Here is a 14,214-nt window from a genome sequence, read left to right on the forward strand (position 1 = left end):
GCTAGTCGTCCTTGGCCCGGCGAGCAACCTCGGCCTGGAGAAGCCGCGCCACGGCGTCGTCAACCTTCGGCAAACGCCACCGGCACGTCTCAAGCACCTCAGGGCTGGCGAGCGCGGCCGCCACGGGGTAGCCGATGCGGCTGAGCCAGGCGACGTCGTTCTCCGAATCACCGACGCCGAGCCCGTCCTCGGCCCGCAGGCCCCGCACGGCGAGTGCCCTTTCGATCCCCTCCCACTTCGTGACCCCGGGGGCCACGATGTCGAGGAAGTTGGCATGCGAGCGCGTGGTGGTGGGGAAGCGCTTGGTGAACGCGCCGATCACGTCGTTCATGTGGTCGGGCGTGGCCGCGGCAAGCGAGACCTTGGTGGCGTGGGCGGGGGTGAACTGGTCGAGGTCGAGCACGGGCTGGCCCTCGCTCGCGTTCTCGTTGATCTCGAGCATGCCCATCGCATCCAGTGCGGCGCGGTCAGCGTAGATGCGCTCCTCGTCAAAGTAGAAGGGGACCAGGCCGTTGCCGTGGGCCATCGCCGTGACCTGCTCAACCTCCTCGACATCCATGTAATGCGCCGAGACGATATCCTTCCCGTTCCACACCACGCCGCCGCCGGCTGCGATCACCCACGCGTGAATCCCCGCCCGGCGCACCAGGTTCGCGCCCCCGTTGAGCAGGCGCCCGGTGGCCAACGCGATCGGCACGCCGGCGTCGTCAAGCGCACGCAACGCGGCGATCGTGACGTCGGAAGTGATGGAGTGCTCGTCCGTGAGCGTGCCGTCGATGTCGAAAACCGCGTGTTTGAGCGCGCCGCGGGGCCAGGGCAGGTTGTCAAAGTCGAGGACCGGGGTTCTCATTGGTACTTCCAGATTCAATCGTGTTAGCGAACAATCGTGGGACTAGTGTCCCAAAAAGCTCCACAACTCGTTTTTCAAGACAAAGTGTCCCGTAGTTGTTGTGAATAATTCTAATTCTCCTGACATCAAACATCATATGATGCTGTTAAGGAAATGGAGGCGAGGCATGGGCACACGGCAAAAATATCAACCCGGGTGGCTGAGGCGCACCTGGCGAGCTTTCGTCTCCACATTTTCGGGCTGGAAGGGCATCGTCCTCGCCGCCCTCGTCGGTGCGGTCATTGGCGTGGGGGCGATGACGCTCCAGGCTGCCGGCTTCACCAACTATTTTGGCAACGACCCCCAGACATGCAATTCGTGCCACGCGATGAACGAACAGTACAACGCGTATGTGCGAGGAAGTCACGCCAACGTTGCCACGTGCAACGACTGTCATGCTCCGCATGAGAATCTCGTTGCCAAGTACATCAACAAGGCCGAAAACGGCTTCATGCACTCCTTGAAGTTCACCGTGGGTAACTACCCTGAGAACATCAAGATTCGCCCACACAATCAAGAAGTCGTGGAACACGCCTGCCGCTATTGCCATGCGGATCTTGTGGACCAGGTTAACCACGGCTTCCTCGAAAGAAATGAAGAAATGTCGTGCGTCAAGTGCCACGACGGCGTTGGACACGCGAGGTGAGAATAGTGAGTAACGAGGAATTCGAAGTAGTTCCCCCCCGATGGTGCTGGTGCATCGACCGCGACGAAGAAGACGTGGCCCGCCGTCGTCGTCCTCGTCGTGGTAGCCCTTGCCGCCGCGTTCATCACGTGGCTGTTCATGGACATTATGGACAAGAAGCAAGAGGCTGCCCATCCGTGGTCGCCCGTGGCGGAGATTACCGACACCACGTTTGATCCCGCAGTGTGGGGAGAAAACTGGCCCAAGCAATACGAGGGTTATATGGCGACGTCGGAGATGGATCCGAACAATAAGGTGGCCAACACCGATCCGTCCGTCCCCGAAGACACACGCGAATTTAAGACGCGTTCCAAGCTCGCCATCGAACCGCGTCTTGTGTCCATCTGGAAGGGCTATGCCTTCTCGGTCGAGTACAACGAGCCGCGCGGACACGCCTACATGCTCGACGACCAGAAGTACGTCAAGCGCATGACTGACTTCAACCAGCCCGGCGCCTGCCTTAACTGCCATTCCTCGGTCCCGGAGGTCGTTAACGCCCTTAATCCTGACGATCCGGCAGATGGCTGGGCACAGATGAACAAGCTTCCCTACTCGGAGGTCGTGCAACACGCGGGTGGCCCGATTGGCTGTATCGACTGTCACGATCCGGCGACCATGAAGCTGCGTGTCACCCGCCCCGCGTTCATTGAAGGCATCCGCGCAGTCAAGGCGTTGGAGGGCATCGAGGATTACGACGTCAACCGAGATGCCACCAACCAGGAAATGCGGAGCTTCGTGTGTGGACAGTGCCATGTGGAGTACTACTTCAAGGGCGAGGGGAAGACCCTCACCTTCCCCTGGACGAAGGGTCTGACCGTCGATGACGCCATCGCGTACTACGACGAGATCGGCTTCTCCGACTTCGAACATGCCACGACGGGAGCCAAAGTCATCAAGGCTCAGCACCCGGACTTCGAAACCTGGTCACAGGGCATCCACGCCGACAACGGCGTGACCTGCGCGGACTGCCATATGCCCTACAAGCGTGACGGCGCCGCGAAGATCAGCGATCACCAGGTGCGCTCGCCGATGCTAGACAACGCCTCCATCAACGCGGGTGCCTGACCTGCCACCACTCTTCCGAAGACGAGATGCGTGGCCGTGTTGAGACAATCCAGAACCGATGGGGCGATGCTAAGGATGTTGCCTTCACTGCCGTGCAAGGCCTGCTTGATGACCTGGAGCAGATGAAGGGATCCGTTGATCAGGCCACCTTGGAAAAGGCCTATGACTTCCAGCGCAAGGCGCAGTTCATGGTTGACTACTCCGTCTCCGAGAACTCTCGAGGGTTCCATGCGCCAGGGTATTCACTGGCGGTGCTCAACGCCGCTACCGACTACGCCCGCGCCGGCCAGCTAGCACTCAGGGGTGTCGACGTTGACATCCAGCGCACCCCGGATAGCTATGACATCAAGCCGGTCGACCGGCCCGGCCCCAAGTAAAGAACCAGTAGCCGAAGGTCCCGATAGTGGTGCGGCGTCCCAGGGCGCCGCACCACACCATTGAGAAGAGTGAGCATGCCGCCATCAGGTCCCAAGGACGATCTCCCCCACGAAGAGACGGGCGATCCCGACGTCGTCGATGCCGACGTGGTCGATATTGACACGTACGAGGAGGACGACGGAAGTGATTCCCCGCCCAAGCCGGTTCGGGCCAAGGCGGCGCCTACCTCCCGCCCAGGGACCTCGCCGGCTGCGGGAGAGAAGAAAACAATCAACAAGCTCACGTTCGTGTTGACGGTTCTGCTGGCGATCGCCGTCGTGATCATTGTTCGGCAGGCCGGGCTGGGCCCGTCGGCGAATGACAACCCGACCCTTCCCGCGAACCACCCGGATATTTCTCAGATGGACATGGGCCAGATGGCGACCCTTGATGAAGAAAAGGTCGCCGAGCTTAACCAGAAGATCGAGGATAATCCGCAGGATGTGGATACCCTCAAGGAGTTGGGCAAGACCTACGTGGACGCCCGTCAGTACCAGAACGCGCTCGATGCCCTCAACAAAGCGATCGAAGTAGCCCCCGATGATATGGAAAGCCACCTCATGGCTGGCGTGTGCAAGTACTCGCTCAACAACTTCGAAGGCGCGAAGGAGCGCTGGATGAAGGCCACTGAACTCGATCCGACGAAGGCCGAGCCGTGGTTCAACCTTGGATTTGTTTATCTCATGGAGGAGCCCGTCGACGAGGCTGAGCTGACGCGCGTGTGGGACAAGGTCCTCGAACTGGCGCCCGACTCTGACATGGCCGCCGACATCATGAAGTACCGCGAGAGCGCCGAGACAAATGGAGATTAGTGTCCTCCTTTCCTTCGCGGCTGGGATCATCGCCTTCGCCTCACCCTGTTTCCTCCCGGTCGTGCCGGTCTTCGTCGGCCAGATCGTTGGGGGAGATCCGGGAGAGGTCTCACGTAGCCGCGCCGGATGGCACGCCGTGGCGTTCATGGTGGGGTTCTCGGTCATTTTTATGACGATCTGGCTGTCCATCGCGGCGGTAGGGAACGTCCTCGGACAGTACTCGAACGTCCTTCGGATCGGCGGCGGCGCGATCCTGATCGTTATGGGCCTGCACATGGCTCGCCTTATCTCAATTCCCGTACTCGACCAACTGATCCGCGGGGATCTCAAGGGACCGGCGGGGATTCGCAACGGCACGGCCCGCTCAGCTCTCATGGGCGTGGTTTTTGGTGCGGGCTGGACCCCGTGCATCGGCCCGATCCTTGGCGGCATCCTTGCCCTTGCTGTTCAAAGTGAGACGGCATGGCAAGGTGCCCTCATGATGGCAGTTTTTTGCCTTGGCTTGGGGCTTCCGATCGTGGCCGTGGCCATCGGCGCGGTTGACCTTCACAAACGCTTCGGATTCTTTCGTCGTAACCATAGGCTGGTGGAGCTTCTCGCCGGCACTCTGCTCATTGTTATGGGCTTCCTCATGATCACCAACCTGTTCGCACGCCTGGCCACGCTGGTTCCGGCCTTGCTGTAGGAGGAGAAGAAGTGTCTGATCAAAACACGGCCACCCACGAACCTGAGCAGGTGGATGCTCTCGACGGCGCCCGCATCTCTGGCGCCGAGGTGTGGCGTACTATTTATGCCCTCTTCTACAACAAGAAGATCGGTCTACTTCTCATCCTGATCGTGACGATCCTCAGCCTGATCGGTGTAGTCTTCCCGCAGGCCAACTCGTACGTCGTGGCCGATGAGGCGGCGTGGGAGGATTTCCTCACGAACCTGACACCGGTATACGGCGGGTGGACGAGAATTCTGGCGGCGATCGGTTTCTTCAACATGTTCTCCTCATGGCTGTTCAGGATCATGATGATCCTGCTGTGCCTGAGTATCATCGGTTGCACCACTCACCGCATTCCGCTTCTGTACCGCACGGCATACAAGCCGCGTAAGCGGGCGAGTGAGAACTTCTTCAACACGGCCCGCTTCCGCTACAGCGCAAGGCTGAGCGCGGACGCGGAGACAACCACGGATGCGCTGCTGGCTACGGCCAAGAGGCGCCACATGCGCGTGATCGCCGACGACGCCCAGCGCGAGTTCTTCTATCTCGATCGCTTCCACTGGGCGCCCTTTGGAACCGCGCTTTCCCACCTAGCGTTCATACTTATCATCATCGGCTTCCTCGTCACCCAGAGCATGGGCTTTCGTAACGACTTCTTCCTCGTCACTGTGGGGGAGACCCAGGAAGTCGGCTACAACACGGGCCTGAGCGCCAAGGTCGTCTCGTTCCAGGATGCCTACAACGAAGACGGCCGTCCGCTCGACTACGTCTCCCACGTCATCCTCTACAAGGACGGGCAGACCGTGGCCGATCAGAACGTCCGCGTGAACTCGCCGCTGTCCTATGACGGCGTCATGTTCCATCAAGCCTCCTTCGGTATGTCCGCTGTGGTTTCGATTTCGGGGAATGCGGGCGAACTCCGCTCCGGGGGCGTGCCATTGCGCTACACGACCAGTGACGGGGCCTACAGCTACGGCGTCGTTGAGTTGGAGGACCCGGCCCTCGAGGTCTTCGTCATCACCTCAGCGTCCGGACGCACAAACCCGGATCTCGCGCCTGGCCAGGCGCGCATTGAGGTCTACGAGTCTGGCTCGCAGGAGACGATGGATATGAAGGTGGTGGACCAAGGCCAGCCCGCCACAGTCGCCGGCCTTGACATCACATTCGAACGCGAGGCTCAGTACGCCGGCCTCATCGTCCGAAGTGACCCGGGCGCGTGGGTGGTCTGGCTTGGTAGCGCGTTGCTTATTATTGGATCAATCATGACCATGGCACTACGTCACCAGCGCATGTGGGCGTGGGTGACCGCCACCGACGATGGCTCCGTCCTCCGACTGGCCTCGCACGACAAGCGTGACCTCGGGTTCTCGCGCTATTTCCATGGATTCGGTACCGAGATCACCGAACGCATCACACAAGGAAAGGAACTCTAATGCTTGAGTTTTCCCAGATTCTCCTTTTCGCAAGCACGCTAATTGTTGCGCTTGCCTTCGGAATCTACGTCATGGCTACTTTCGTTGCGCGCAATATGAGTTCGGCCAAGCAGTCTGCGACTGTGGCTGCGCCGACATCCGCTTCGGCCGTCGTCGTGGAATCGAACGTCACCAGCACCGAGACCCAGGTCCAACCCATGCAGGCCAGGGGGCTTCCGCGCATGGGCAACCTGCTCGAAAAGCTAGCCTTCCTCACCCTCACTGCCTCGGTCATTGTGCGCTACATCGCCACCGGTGAACCTCCGCTGGCCAACCAATACGAGTTCGCCACAGCCTTCGTATGGGGAATGCTTGCCTTCCAGATCTACTTCGAGCACCGCTACCGTATCCGCACGCTAGCGTTGTTCACGTTACCGGTCATTCTTGGCATGCTCATTTACGTGACCTCGTTGGACTTCGCCAAGGAGCCTCTCATGCCGGCACTCCAGAATAGTCCGCTACTGACCCTGCACGTGTTCACCGCTGCGCTGTCCTACGGCGCGGCAGTCATCGGATTCGGCGCCGCGATCATGTATCTGCTCGCACCGAAGGTCACCTGGCGCGGTTGGCCGAGGCCGGAGATCCTCGAGGAGCTCGGCTACAAATCGGTGGTCTTCGCCTTCCCGCTGTTGACCATCATGATCGTACTGGGAGCCATATGGGGCAACATCGCGTGGGGCCGTTACTGGGGATGGGATCCGAAGGAAACCTCGGCGCTAGTAACGTGGTTGATCTATGGCGCCTACGTCCATGCCCGTGTGGTTCGCGGCTGGCGCGGACGGAAGTCCGCATGGCTCCTAGTTCTGGGCTTTAGTGCCGTCCTGTTCACATTCTTCGGTAACCTGTGGTTTGATAGCCTGCACTCCTACGCTTAGATCTGCTACAAGGGAGAAATGTGAGTACGACTGATTGGCGCACCGGTATTCGCGAGTCGAAATACGGCACGATGATGGTGCTGATAGTGACGACGCTACTTGTTTTGGCGGGCGCATGGATCGTCTCCGGTTCGAGCTTTGGCGAGAGCTTGCTCGGCAAGGATGACACCCCTGCGGGTAGTGGCAAGGTCAGCCAGGTCGATGTCGACAGTGCACAACCCGCGCCAACGGTTGGCGAGCCCGCCCCAGCTTTTACCGCAGTCGACGTCGCAGGCAACGAGGTTTCCCTCGAGGCGCTGCATGGCAAGCCGGTGTGGCTGCTATTCGCGGCGACCTGGTGTCAGGGTTGCCGCGCGGAGATGCCCGATGTGCAGGCCGTTGCTGACGCGCGCGACGACGTCGAAGTTGTGGGCGCGTTCGTGGGCGAGCAAGACAACACCGTGAGCGGCTATCTTTCGCGTGCGGGATATGACTTCGCCGCAGTGGCCGACGAGTCAAACGATCTTTCGCGCGCATACGGGGTTCTTGGCATCCCGGCTCACTTCCTGATCGACGCCGAGGGCAACGTGGCGAACTATCGTGTGGGCGTGCTGTCGGAAGACTCGATCGAGGAGTTCCTCTCCGCCGCAAAATAAGGAGCGGGGCCACGGTGTGCTGCTTGGGAGTAGAGGACAACCCGATAGACGCAACGGTAATCCCGTAGATTCTCGCCAAGAACCGACAGAATGATGCGACATCTGGTGGCTTAACGTAACAGCTATGAGGCCGGAGCACTCATGTGGGGCTCATGCACCGGCATAAGACTCGCAAGCGCGGGCATAAAAAATGAGGCGGGATCTCCCGCCTCATTTGCATCTAAGAGCTAGATGTTGCGCGTCACCTTGCCGGCCTTGAGGCAGCTGGTGCACACGTTCAGACGCTTCGGCGTCCCATTGACGAGAGCCCGAATGCGCTGGATGTTCGGGTTCCAACGACGGTTGGTGCGCACGTGGGAGTGCGACACAGACTTACCGAAACCAGGGCCCTTGCCGCAGACTTCACATACAGAGGCCACGGTTATCTCCTTCGTTTGGGTTGAGAGCGCGCTCTCGCGCTCCTTGAAGCAACTTAAAGATGATAGCCGACGACGCATGCAAATTCCAACGTACCGGGCCAGTGGGATTGCGCACGTCTACCGCGGCTCGGCCGGAACGGCCGAGCCGCCATTCGTTCGCAGCTGCACGGTAACCTAGTAGCTGGAGGAAAGATGTCGGATCGAATGGCTGCTACCACGGCGGAGTCGTGGACGGCTCTCACGCGCCCGCTCGAGCGGGTCTTAGGTGCGCGCACCGGCGCAGCATTTTCCAAAATGGGCCTGCACACGGTGGGCGACCTCCTAGATCACATTCCCTTCCGCCTGGCCCGGCGCGGCGAGCTCCTGCCGATTGAGGCGGTGCAAGAGGGAGAAGCGGTGACGGTGGTGGCCCGGATCGTCGATTCCCAGGTCCGGCCCATGCACTCCCGGCGCGGCTACATCTTATCCGTGGTGATTTCCGACGGGCGCCACACTCTTAACCTCACCTTCTTTGCCAAGTCCTCCCGTCCGCTGAACTTTCACGCCGCCAAGCTGCGCCCCGGCACGCTCGCCACCTTTTCCGGCACGATCACCTCCTACCGCGGCCAGCTCCAGCTTTCCCACCCGGAGTATGAGGTGGTGGAGGACGAGGCGGAGGTCGATCCGGCAAAGATTGCTCAGCCGATCCCGATCTACCACGCTGCCGCAAAGCTGCCCTCGTGGAAGATCGCCAAGGCCGTGGATGTCACGCTTGCCTCGCTGACCCCGAGCGACGTGCCCGATCCCCTCCCTGAAGACTACCTTGCCGATCACTCGCTGCCTGGCCGCTTCGAGGCGCTGCGCGCGGCTCACCAGCCGACCAGCGAGGAGGAGTGGCACAGCGCCATTGCGCGGTTCAAGCACGAGGAGGCCTTCGTGCTCCAGGCGTTGCTCGCCCAGCGGGCGGTCGACGCCGCCGCACACCCGGCGCCCGCGATGGCGCCCCGCGAGGGTGGCATCCTCGCGGCATTCGACGCCCGCCTTCCCTTCGATCTGACCGCCGGCCAGCGCGCGGTAGGTCAGGAGCTGGCCGCCGAGCTCGCCACCGCCAGCCCGATGCGCCGCCTTTTGCAGGGCGACGTCGGATCGGGCAAGACTGTCGTCGCCTTGCGTGCCATGCTCCAGGCGGTCGACGCCGGGCGTCAGGCCGTCCTCGTGGCACCCACGGAGGTGCTCGCCGCCCAGCACTACGCCTCCTTTCAGTCGATGCTGGGGGAGCTGGGGATGGCCGGCCAGCTCGGAGCGGCCACGCAGGCCACGTCGATTGAGCTACTGACGGGCTCGTTGCCCGCGGCGAAGAAACGCGCAACGCTCGCCGCGATCGCCTCGGGCGCGGCTGGGATCGTGGTTGGCACCCACGCCCTGTTTGAGGACATGGTCCAGATCCCGTTCCTCGGCCTCGTGGTGATCGATGAGCAGCACCGCTTCGGGGTGGATCAGCGCGACCGCCTCGCCGCCGGTGCCCACCTCCTCGTCATGACGGCCACGCCGATACCGCGAACGATCGCGATGACTTCCTTCGGGGAGCTGCAGGTCTCGACCCTGCGCGAGCAGCCCGAGGGGCGCCGAGCGATCGCCACGAACCTGGTCCCGGCCATGAACGAACGCTGGGTGGAACGGGTCTGGGAGCGGGCCCGTGAGGAGATCGACGCCGGCGGCCGGGTCTACGTCGTCTGCCCGCGAATCTCCGCCACGGCCGAGGAGGAGGCGCCGGGCGACGCCGGCCCCGATGCCCTCGCCAACTTGGGCGAGCAGCTCGCCATCGACGACTTCGAGCCCGCCTCGGTCGAATCGGTCCTCGCCCAGGTGCGCGCCAAGCCGGTGCTCGCGGGGGTTGAGATTGGTGCGGTTCACGGCCGCATGGATGCCGAGGACAAGGCCCGAGCGATGGACGACTTCGCCTCCGGCCGCGCGCCCCTGCTCGTGTCCACCACGGTGATTGAGGTGGGCGTGGACGTGCCGCAGGCCACGATGATGGTGATTCTCGACGCCGAACGCTTCGGCCTGTCCCAGCTCCACCAGTTGCGCGGGCGCGTGGGGCGCGGCCAGAGGGAGTCGATCTGCCTGGCGGTCCACCACGCACTGGACGGCACGGTGGCCTTCGAGCGCCTGGCTGCCTTCGCCTCCACCACCGACGGCTTCGCCCTGGCGGAGAAGGACCTCGAACTGCGCAGCGAGGGGAACGTGTTGGGGGCGGCGCAAAGCGGGCGGTCGTCGTCGCTGAAATACGTGCGCGTGCGCACGGACGAAGAGCTCATCGGGGTAGCACGAGCCGCGGCCCGCGCGCTCGTGACGGCCGACGCCACGCTCGCCGACCACCCCGCCCTGCGTGCCGCGATCGAGGCGGCTAGCTCCGATTCCACCGACTACCTGGAGAAGACATGACCAGAATCGTGGCAGGCACCGCCGGCGGGCGCAACCTGCAGGTGCCCAAGTCCGGAACGCGCCCCACGTCGGAGCGCGTGCGGGAGGCGATGTTTTCCCGCCTCGAGCACTACGGCTACATCGAGGGCTGCGCCGTGCTCGATCTGTACGCGGGCTCGGCGGCACTCGGGCTCGAGGCGAAGTCCCGCGGGGCGCGCAGCGTGGTGAGCGTGGAGGCCAGCCGGCAGGCGGCCGGCGTGGCGCGCGCCAACGCGAAGGCGACGGGGCTGGAGATCGACGTCGTGCCCATGAAGGCCGAAACGTACCTCGCCACCGAGCCCTCCGAACGCTTCGACCTGGCGTTCCTCGACCCGCCTTATGACATCGGGGAGGGGGCCCTCGCGCTCGTGCTTGAGCTCCTCGTGCCGCACCTGGCCGCGGACGCGATGGTGGTGGTCGAGCGCTCGAAGCACTCCCCGGAGCCGGCCTGGCCCGAGGGCCTCGAGCTCGACGACGACCGCACGTGGGGCGACACCCGCGTCTGGTCCGCAGTGATGGCGGGGGAGGGTAGACTGGAGCCATGACACTAGCGGTTTGCCCGGGATCCTTCGATCCGCTCACTCTTGGCCACATTGACGTGATTGAGAGGGCGCGGGGGATGTTTGACGAGGTCGTGGTGGCCGTGAGTCATAACGCGAAGAAGACCTACCTGTTCAGCCTCGACGAGCGCGTGGAGCTGGCGCGTGAGGCGCTCGCCGGCGTCGGCGGGGTGCGGGTGGAGGCGGCCACCGGGCTGATTGCGGACTTTGCGCGCGAGCGCAGGGCGGCGGCGATCGTCAAGGGCCTGCGCGGGGCGGCGGATTACGACGCCGAACAGGCCATGGCGCTGCTCAACCGGCACCTGTCCCACATTGAGACCGTGTTTGTTATGGGCGATCCGGCGCTGAGCCACATAGCATCTTCCTTCGTTAAGGAAATAGCCTCTTACGGGGGTACAATCGACGATCTGGTGACGCCGAATGTTGCGCGTGCACTGAGGAAGGTCAATTCATGAACGAACAAGGCGAATCGCTGCTCGAGATCCTGGACGAGCTGGTGGAGATTGTGTCCCACGCGAAGTCTTTGCCGATGTCGGCGTCGGTGATGGTCAACCGCTCAGAGTTGCTGGACCTGCTGGAGACGGCGCGGGAGATCGTGCCCGATCAGATCGTCGCGGCGGACGAGGTGTTGCAGGAGGCGTCGGCGGTGTCGGAGTCGGCGCGTCAGGATGCGGATGCGATCCGCGAGCGCGCCGAACAGGACGCGGCCACGATCGTGGCGGAGGCCCGCGAGCAGGCCTCGCGCCTGGTGGCCCAGGATCAGATCACGATCGCGGCGAAGTCGCAGGCCACCCGCATTCTGGACGAGGCGCAGACGAAGGCCGAGCACATGAAGCGCGGCGCGGACGATTATGCGGCCACCACGCTTGACCAGCTGTCGGAGGAGCTCGGCGGTCTGCTCGAGCAGATCGCGGCCGGCCGCGCCCACCTGGCCAACCGCCTGGAGGATGAGTGATGACCAGCCCGTACGTCGTCTCGATCATTGACCTGCCGCGGGCGGAGGGCGCCCAGCGCGAGCTCAGCACCGAGCTGCCGGCGCCGGCCGAGTGCGGCATCCCGATGGTCCGCGTGGTGGAGGGCGACCCGATTGACCTCGATATCACGCTGCAGTCCGTCTCCGAGGGCGTGCTCGTGCAGGGCATGGTCAGCGCCACCGCGCACGGCCAATGCGCCCGGTGCCTGACCGACATCACACTCGACCTGCATGAACCAGTGGCCGAACTCGTCTTCTATCCCGAAAGCCAAAAGGCCCTCCTCGACGAGGGGGACGAAGAGGCTAAGGACATGCCGATCGTCGCCGACGACACGATCGACATGGAACCCATCGTCCGCGACGCGCTCGTGCTCGCCATGCCTCTCATCCCGCTGTGCCGCCCCGACTGCGAAGGCCTGTGCCCCGAGTGCGGCGAGCGCTGGGAGGACCTGCCCGACGGCCACGCCCACGAGTTCCTCGACCCGCGCTTCTCCGCCCTCGACGCGCTCGCGGCCCAACTTTCTCAGGAGGCCGACGACACCGACGTGTCCGACGACGCCCGCCCGGCCGGCGCCGGTGCCGGGCCTGCGGACGCGACCGGCCTCGACGGCGTCGTTGAGGACCCCCGTGCATAAGCCAATCACGCAGCGGGAGGTGGAGGCGTGGGGCGCCACGATTGATCCGCGCTACGTGGAGCCGGCGCTGACGCACCGGTCTTGGGCGTACGAGAACGGCGGCGAGCACTCGGAGCGCCTGGAGTTTCTGGGCGATTCGATCCTGGGCGCGGTGGTGACCAGCTACATTTTTGCCACGTACCCGGACATGAACGAGGGCGGGATGTCGAAGATTAAGGCGGCCGCGGTCTCGGAGCGCTCGCTGGCGGAGATCGCCCGGCGGCTGGGCCTGGGCGCGTTTATTCGGCTCGGGCACGGCGAGGAGAAGTCGGGCGGGCGGGATAAGGATTCGATCCTGGCCGACACGGTGGAGGCCCTCATCGGCGGCACGTTCCTTACGCACGGCGTGGAGGTGACGAACGAGGTTGTGCTGCGCCACCTGGTTCCGCAGGTGGAGGCCGCGCAGAAGATGGGTCCGGCCCTCGATTGGCGCACGGCGTTCGAGGAGAAGGCCCGCGAGCAGGGGATCACCGGCAACCTCAGCTACGAGGTGGAGGGCGAGGGCCCGGACCACGCGCGCGTGTATACAGCCGCGGTGATCGTCGACGGGGTCAAGCGCGGGGAGGGTACGGCCACCTCGCAAAAGCAGGCCAAGCTGGAGGCCTGCAAGGCCGCCTACTACGCGCTCGGCTAGCCCGCGCCTAGCACGATGCCCGAGCTTCCCGAAGTTGAAACCATCCGCCTGGGCCTTGAGCCCATCGCGGTGGGTGCGACGGTCGTGGGCGTGGAGGTGCTGAGCCCGCGGGCAGTGCGCCGTGCGCCGGAGGGCCTGGAACCGCTGGTCGGGCGGCGAATCGAGGCGGTGGCCCGACGCGGCAAGTACCTGTGGCTCGACGCCTCCGGCCTGGCCCTCGTCGCACACCTGGGCATGTCGGGCCAGTTCCGCGTGGGCGGGGCGGACAACCCGCACCGGCGCGCCTCGCTCTTTTTTGACGGCGGCGTCCGGCTCGACTTCGTAGACCAGCGCACGTTTGGCCACCTCATGCCCGATGTGTACGTCCCCACCGGTGACAGCGCGCCTGCCGGCCGGGGGAGCGCCGATACGCTCATCCCGCGATCCGTGGCCCACATCGGCCGCGACCCACTCGACCCGGCCTTCGACCTCGAGGCCGTCATCCGCCGCGCCCACGCCAAAGACTCCGAGATCAAGCGCATCCTGCTCGACCAGTCGGTTGCCTCCGGGGTGGGTAACATCTACGCCGACGAGGCGCTGTTTGCCGCCCGTGTTCACCCGCGCCGACTGGCCAGCCGCATGTCGCTGGCGAAGATCCGCGAGGTTTACCTGGCGGCGGCCGACGTCATGGCCCGGGCGGTGGAGGTGGGCGGCACGTCGTTCGATACCCTCTACGTCAACGTGGACGGCGCGGCCGGCTATTTCGACCGGGCGCTTAACGTTTACGGGCGCGGCGGGATGCCGTGCCCGGCGTGCGGAACTGCGCTGAGGCGCGAGCCGTTCATGGGCCGTTCCTCGCACTTTTGCCCCGCCTGCCAGCGCGCCCGGCACGTGCGGCCCCTGAAGAGGAAGCGTCTCGTCGAAAAGTAGGGCGATATCTGGCTAAGATGGCGGGGTGAGCACTACAGATATTT

General features: G+C 63.8%; 17 protein-coding genes. 15 read left to right on the forward strand and 2 right to left on the reverse strand.

Annotation, left to right across the window (positions count from 1 at the left end; genetic code table 11):
- Window position 1: 1 nt before the first annotated feature.
- The gene (locus AQZ59_RS05760) at window positions 2-850 is read right to left on the reverse strand and encodes an HAD-IIB family hydrolase (protein WP_062613727.1); all 849 of its coding nucleotides are present in this window, start codon (window positions 848-850) and stop codon (window positions 2-4) included.
- Between the two features lie 166 nt (window positions 851-1,016).
- Here AQZ59_RS05760 and nrfH point away from each other — a divergent pair, with 166 nt between their 5' ends.
- From nrfH to AQZ59_RS05795, 8 genes are all read left to right on the forward strand, one after another.
- Window positions 1,017-1,535: a cytochrome c nitrite reductase small subunit gene (nrfH, locus tag AQZ59_RS05765; protein WP_062613728.1), complete on the forward strand. Its 519-nt coding sequence runs from the start codon at window positions 1,017-1,019 to the stop codon at window positions 1,533-1,535.
- Between the two features lie 99 nt (window positions 1,536-1,634).
- Complete coding sequence (locus tag AQZ59_RS09805) at window positions 1,635-2,639, forward strand: ammonia-forming cytochrome c nitrite reductase subunit c552 (RefSeq protein ID WP_070808052.1); 1,005 nt, start codon at window positions 1,635-1,637, stop codon at window positions 2,637-2,639.
- A 26-nt stretch (window positions 2,640-2,665) separates the two neighbouring features.
- Entirely contained in the window at window positions 2,666-3,016 is a 351-nt protein-coding gene (locus AQZ59_RS09810) for an ammonia-forming cytochrome c nitrite reductase subunit c552 (RefSeq protein WP_070808053.1), read from the forward strand.
- 75 nt (window positions 3,017-3,091) lie between these two features.
- Window positions 3,092-3,868 (forward strand): tetratricopeptide repeat protein, encoded by a 777-nt coding sequence (locus AQZ59_RS05775; protein ID WP_062613729.1) that lies wholly within the window; start codon window positions 3,092-3,094, stop codon window positions 3,866-3,868.
- The gene (locus AQZ59_RS05780) at window positions 3,858-4,553 is read left to right on the forward strand and encodes a cytochrome c biogenesis CcdA family protein (RefSeq protein ID WP_062613730.1); all 696 of its coding nucleotides are present in this window, start codon (window positions 3,858-3,860) and stop codon (window positions 4,551-4,553) included. Before AQZ59_RS05775 ends, AQZ59_RS05780 begins: the two co-directional genes overlap by 11 nt.
- Window positions 4,554-4,564: 11 nt before the next feature.
- Entirely contained in the window at window positions 4,565-6,010 is a 1,446-nt protein-coding gene (locus AQZ59_RS05785; protein ID WP_062613731.1) for a cytochrome c biogenesis protein ResB, read from the forward strand.
- A complete protein-coding gene (gene ccsA / locus AQZ59_RS05790; protein WP_062613732.1) occupies window positions 6,010-6,924 on the forward strand; it encodes a cytochrome c biogenesis protein CcsA in 915 nt (304 codons plus the stop codon). The genes AQZ59_RS05785 and ccsA overlap by 1 nt, the downstream gene beginning before the upstream one ends.
- 20 nt (window positions 6,925-6,944) lie before the next feature.
- Window positions 6,945-7,559, forward strand: coding sequence for a TlpA family protein disulfide reductase (locus AQZ59_RS05795; RefSeq protein WP_082661189.1), 615 nt, complete (start codon window positions 6,945-6,947; stop codon window positions 7,557-7,559).
- 227 nt (window positions 7,560-7,786) lie between these two features.
- Here AQZ59_RS05795 and rpmB read toward each other — a convergent pair whose 3' ends face one another.
- Window positions 7,787-7,978, reverse strand: coding sequence for a 50S ribosomal protein L28 (gene rpmB, locus AQZ59_RS05800; RefSeq protein ID WP_062613734.1), 192 nt, complete (start codon window positions 7,976-7,978; stop codon window positions 7,787-7,789).
- Between the two features lie 204 nt (window positions 7,979-8,182).
- On the opposite strand from rpmB, the gene AQZ59_RS05805 reads away from it, so the two are divergent.
- Genes AQZ59_RS05805 through mutM form a run of 7 tightly spaced genes read left to right on the forward strand, consistent with a single transcriptional unit; the run spans window position 8,183 to window position 14,170 of the window.
- Entirely contained in the window at window positions 8,183-10,402 is a 2,220-nt protein-coding gene (locus tag AQZ59_RS05805; RefSeq protein WP_062613735.1) for an ATP-dependent DNA helicase RecG, read from the forward strand.
- Complete coding sequence (locus tag AQZ59_RS05810) at window positions 10,399-10,965, forward strand: RsmD family RNA methyltransferase (RefSeq protein ID WP_062613736.1); 567 nt, start codon at window positions 10,399-10,401, stop codon at window positions 10,963-10,965. Before AQZ59_RS05805 ends, AQZ59_RS05810 begins: the two co-directional genes overlap by 4 nt.
- The gene (gene coaD, locus AQZ59_RS05815; RefSeq protein WP_062613737.1) at window positions 10,962-11,435 is read left to right on the forward strand and encodes a pantetheine-phosphate adenylyltransferase; all 474 of its coding nucleotides are present in this window, start codon (window positions 10,962-10,964) and stop codon (window positions 11,433-11,435) included. The genes AQZ59_RS05810 and coaD overlap by 4 nt, the downstream gene beginning before the upstream one ends.
- Entirely contained in the window at window positions 11,432-11,935 is a 504-nt protein-coding gene (locus tag AQZ59_RS05820) for a hypothetical protein (protein ID WP_062613738.1), read from the forward strand. The genes coaD and AQZ59_RS05820 overlap by 4 nt, the downstream gene beginning before the upstream one ends.
- Window positions 11,935-12,588 carry a YceD family protein gene (locus AQZ59_RS05825; RefSeq protein WP_062613739.1) on the forward strand — a complete coding sequence of 218 codons (654 nt, stop codon included), beginning with the start codon at window positions 11,935-11,937 and terminating at the stop codon, window positions 12,586-12,588. Before AQZ59_RS05820 ends, AQZ59_RS05825 begins: the two co-directional genes overlap by 1 nt.
- Entirely contained in the window at window positions 12,581-13,261 is a 681-nt protein-coding gene (gene rnc / locus AQZ59_RS05830) for a ribonuclease III (RefSeq protein ID WP_143602124.1), read from the forward strand. The genes AQZ59_RS05825 and rnc overlap by 8 nt, the downstream gene beginning before the upstream one ends.
- A 15-nt stretch (window positions 13,262-13,276) precedes the next feature.
- Window positions 13,277-14,170, forward strand: coding sequence for a bifunctional DNA-formamidopyrimidine glycosylase/DNA-(apurinic or apyrimidinic site) lyase (gene mutM / locus AQZ59_RS05835; RefSeq protein ID WP_062613740.1), 894 nt, complete (start codon window positions 13,277-13,279; stop codon window positions 14,168-14,170).
- Window positions 14,171-14,214: the final 44 nt, after the last annotated feature.

The organism is Trueperella bernardiae (genome assembly GCF_001469025.1).
In the GTDB taxonomy this organism is placed as follows: domain Bacteria; phylum Actinomycetota; class Actinomycetes; order Actinomycetales; family Actinomycetaceae; genus Trueperella; species Trueperella bernardiae.

What these genes read in the sequence shown, in the direction of transcription:
- AQZ59_RS05760 (WP_062613727.1), bottom strand. Translation starts at nt 850, where the DNA reads ATGAGAACCCCGGTCCTCGACTTTGACAACCTGCCCTGGCCCCGCGGC.
- nrfH (WP_062613728.1), top strand. Translation starts at nt 1,017, where the DNA reads ATGGGCACACGGCAAAAATATCAACCCGGGTGGCTGAGGCGCACCTGG.
- AQZ59_RS09810 (WP_070808053.1), top strand. Translation starts at nt 2,666, where the DNA reads ATGCGTGGCCGTGTTGAGACAATCCAGAACCGATGGGGCGATGCTAAG.
- AQZ59_RS05775 (WP_062613729.1), top strand. Translation starts at nt 3,092, where the DNA reads ATGCCGCCATCAGGTCCCAAGGACGATCTCCCCCACGAAGAGACGGGC.
- AQZ59_RS05780 (WP_062613730.1), top strand. Translation starts at nt 3,858, where the DNA reads ATGGAGATTAGTGTCCTCCTTTCCTTCGCGGCTGGGATCATCGCCTTC.
- ccsA (WP_062613732.1), top strand. Translation starts at nt 6,010, where the DNA reads ATGCTTGAGTTTTCCCAGATTCTCCTTTTCGCAAGCACGCTAATTGTT.
- AQZ59_RS05805 (WP_062613735.1), top strand. Translation starts at nt 8,183, where the DNA reads ATGGCTGCTACCACGGCGGAGTCGTGGACGGCTCTCACGCGCCCGCTC.
- AQZ59_RS05810 (WP_062613736.1), top strand. Translation starts at nt 10,399, where the DNA reads ATGACCAGAATCGTGGCAGGCACCGCCGGCGGGCGCAACCTGCAGGTG.
- coaD (WP_062613737.1), top strand. Translation starts at nt 10,962, where the DNA reads ATGACACTAGCGGTTTGCCCGGGATCCTTCGATCCGCTCACTCTTGGC.
- AQZ59_RS05820 (WP_062613738.1), top strand. Translation starts at nt 11,432, where the DNA reads ATGAACGAACAAGGCGAATCGCTGCTCGAGATCCTGGACGAGCTGGTG.
- AQZ59_RS05825 (WP_062613739.1), top strand. Translation starts at nt 11,935, where the DNA reads ATGACCAGCCCGTACGTCGTCTCGATCATTGACCTGCCGCGGGCGGAG.
- mutM (WP_062613740.1), top strand. Translation starts at nt 13,277, where the DNA reads ATGCCCGAGCTTCCCGAAGTTGAAACCATCCGCCTGGGCCTTGAGCCC.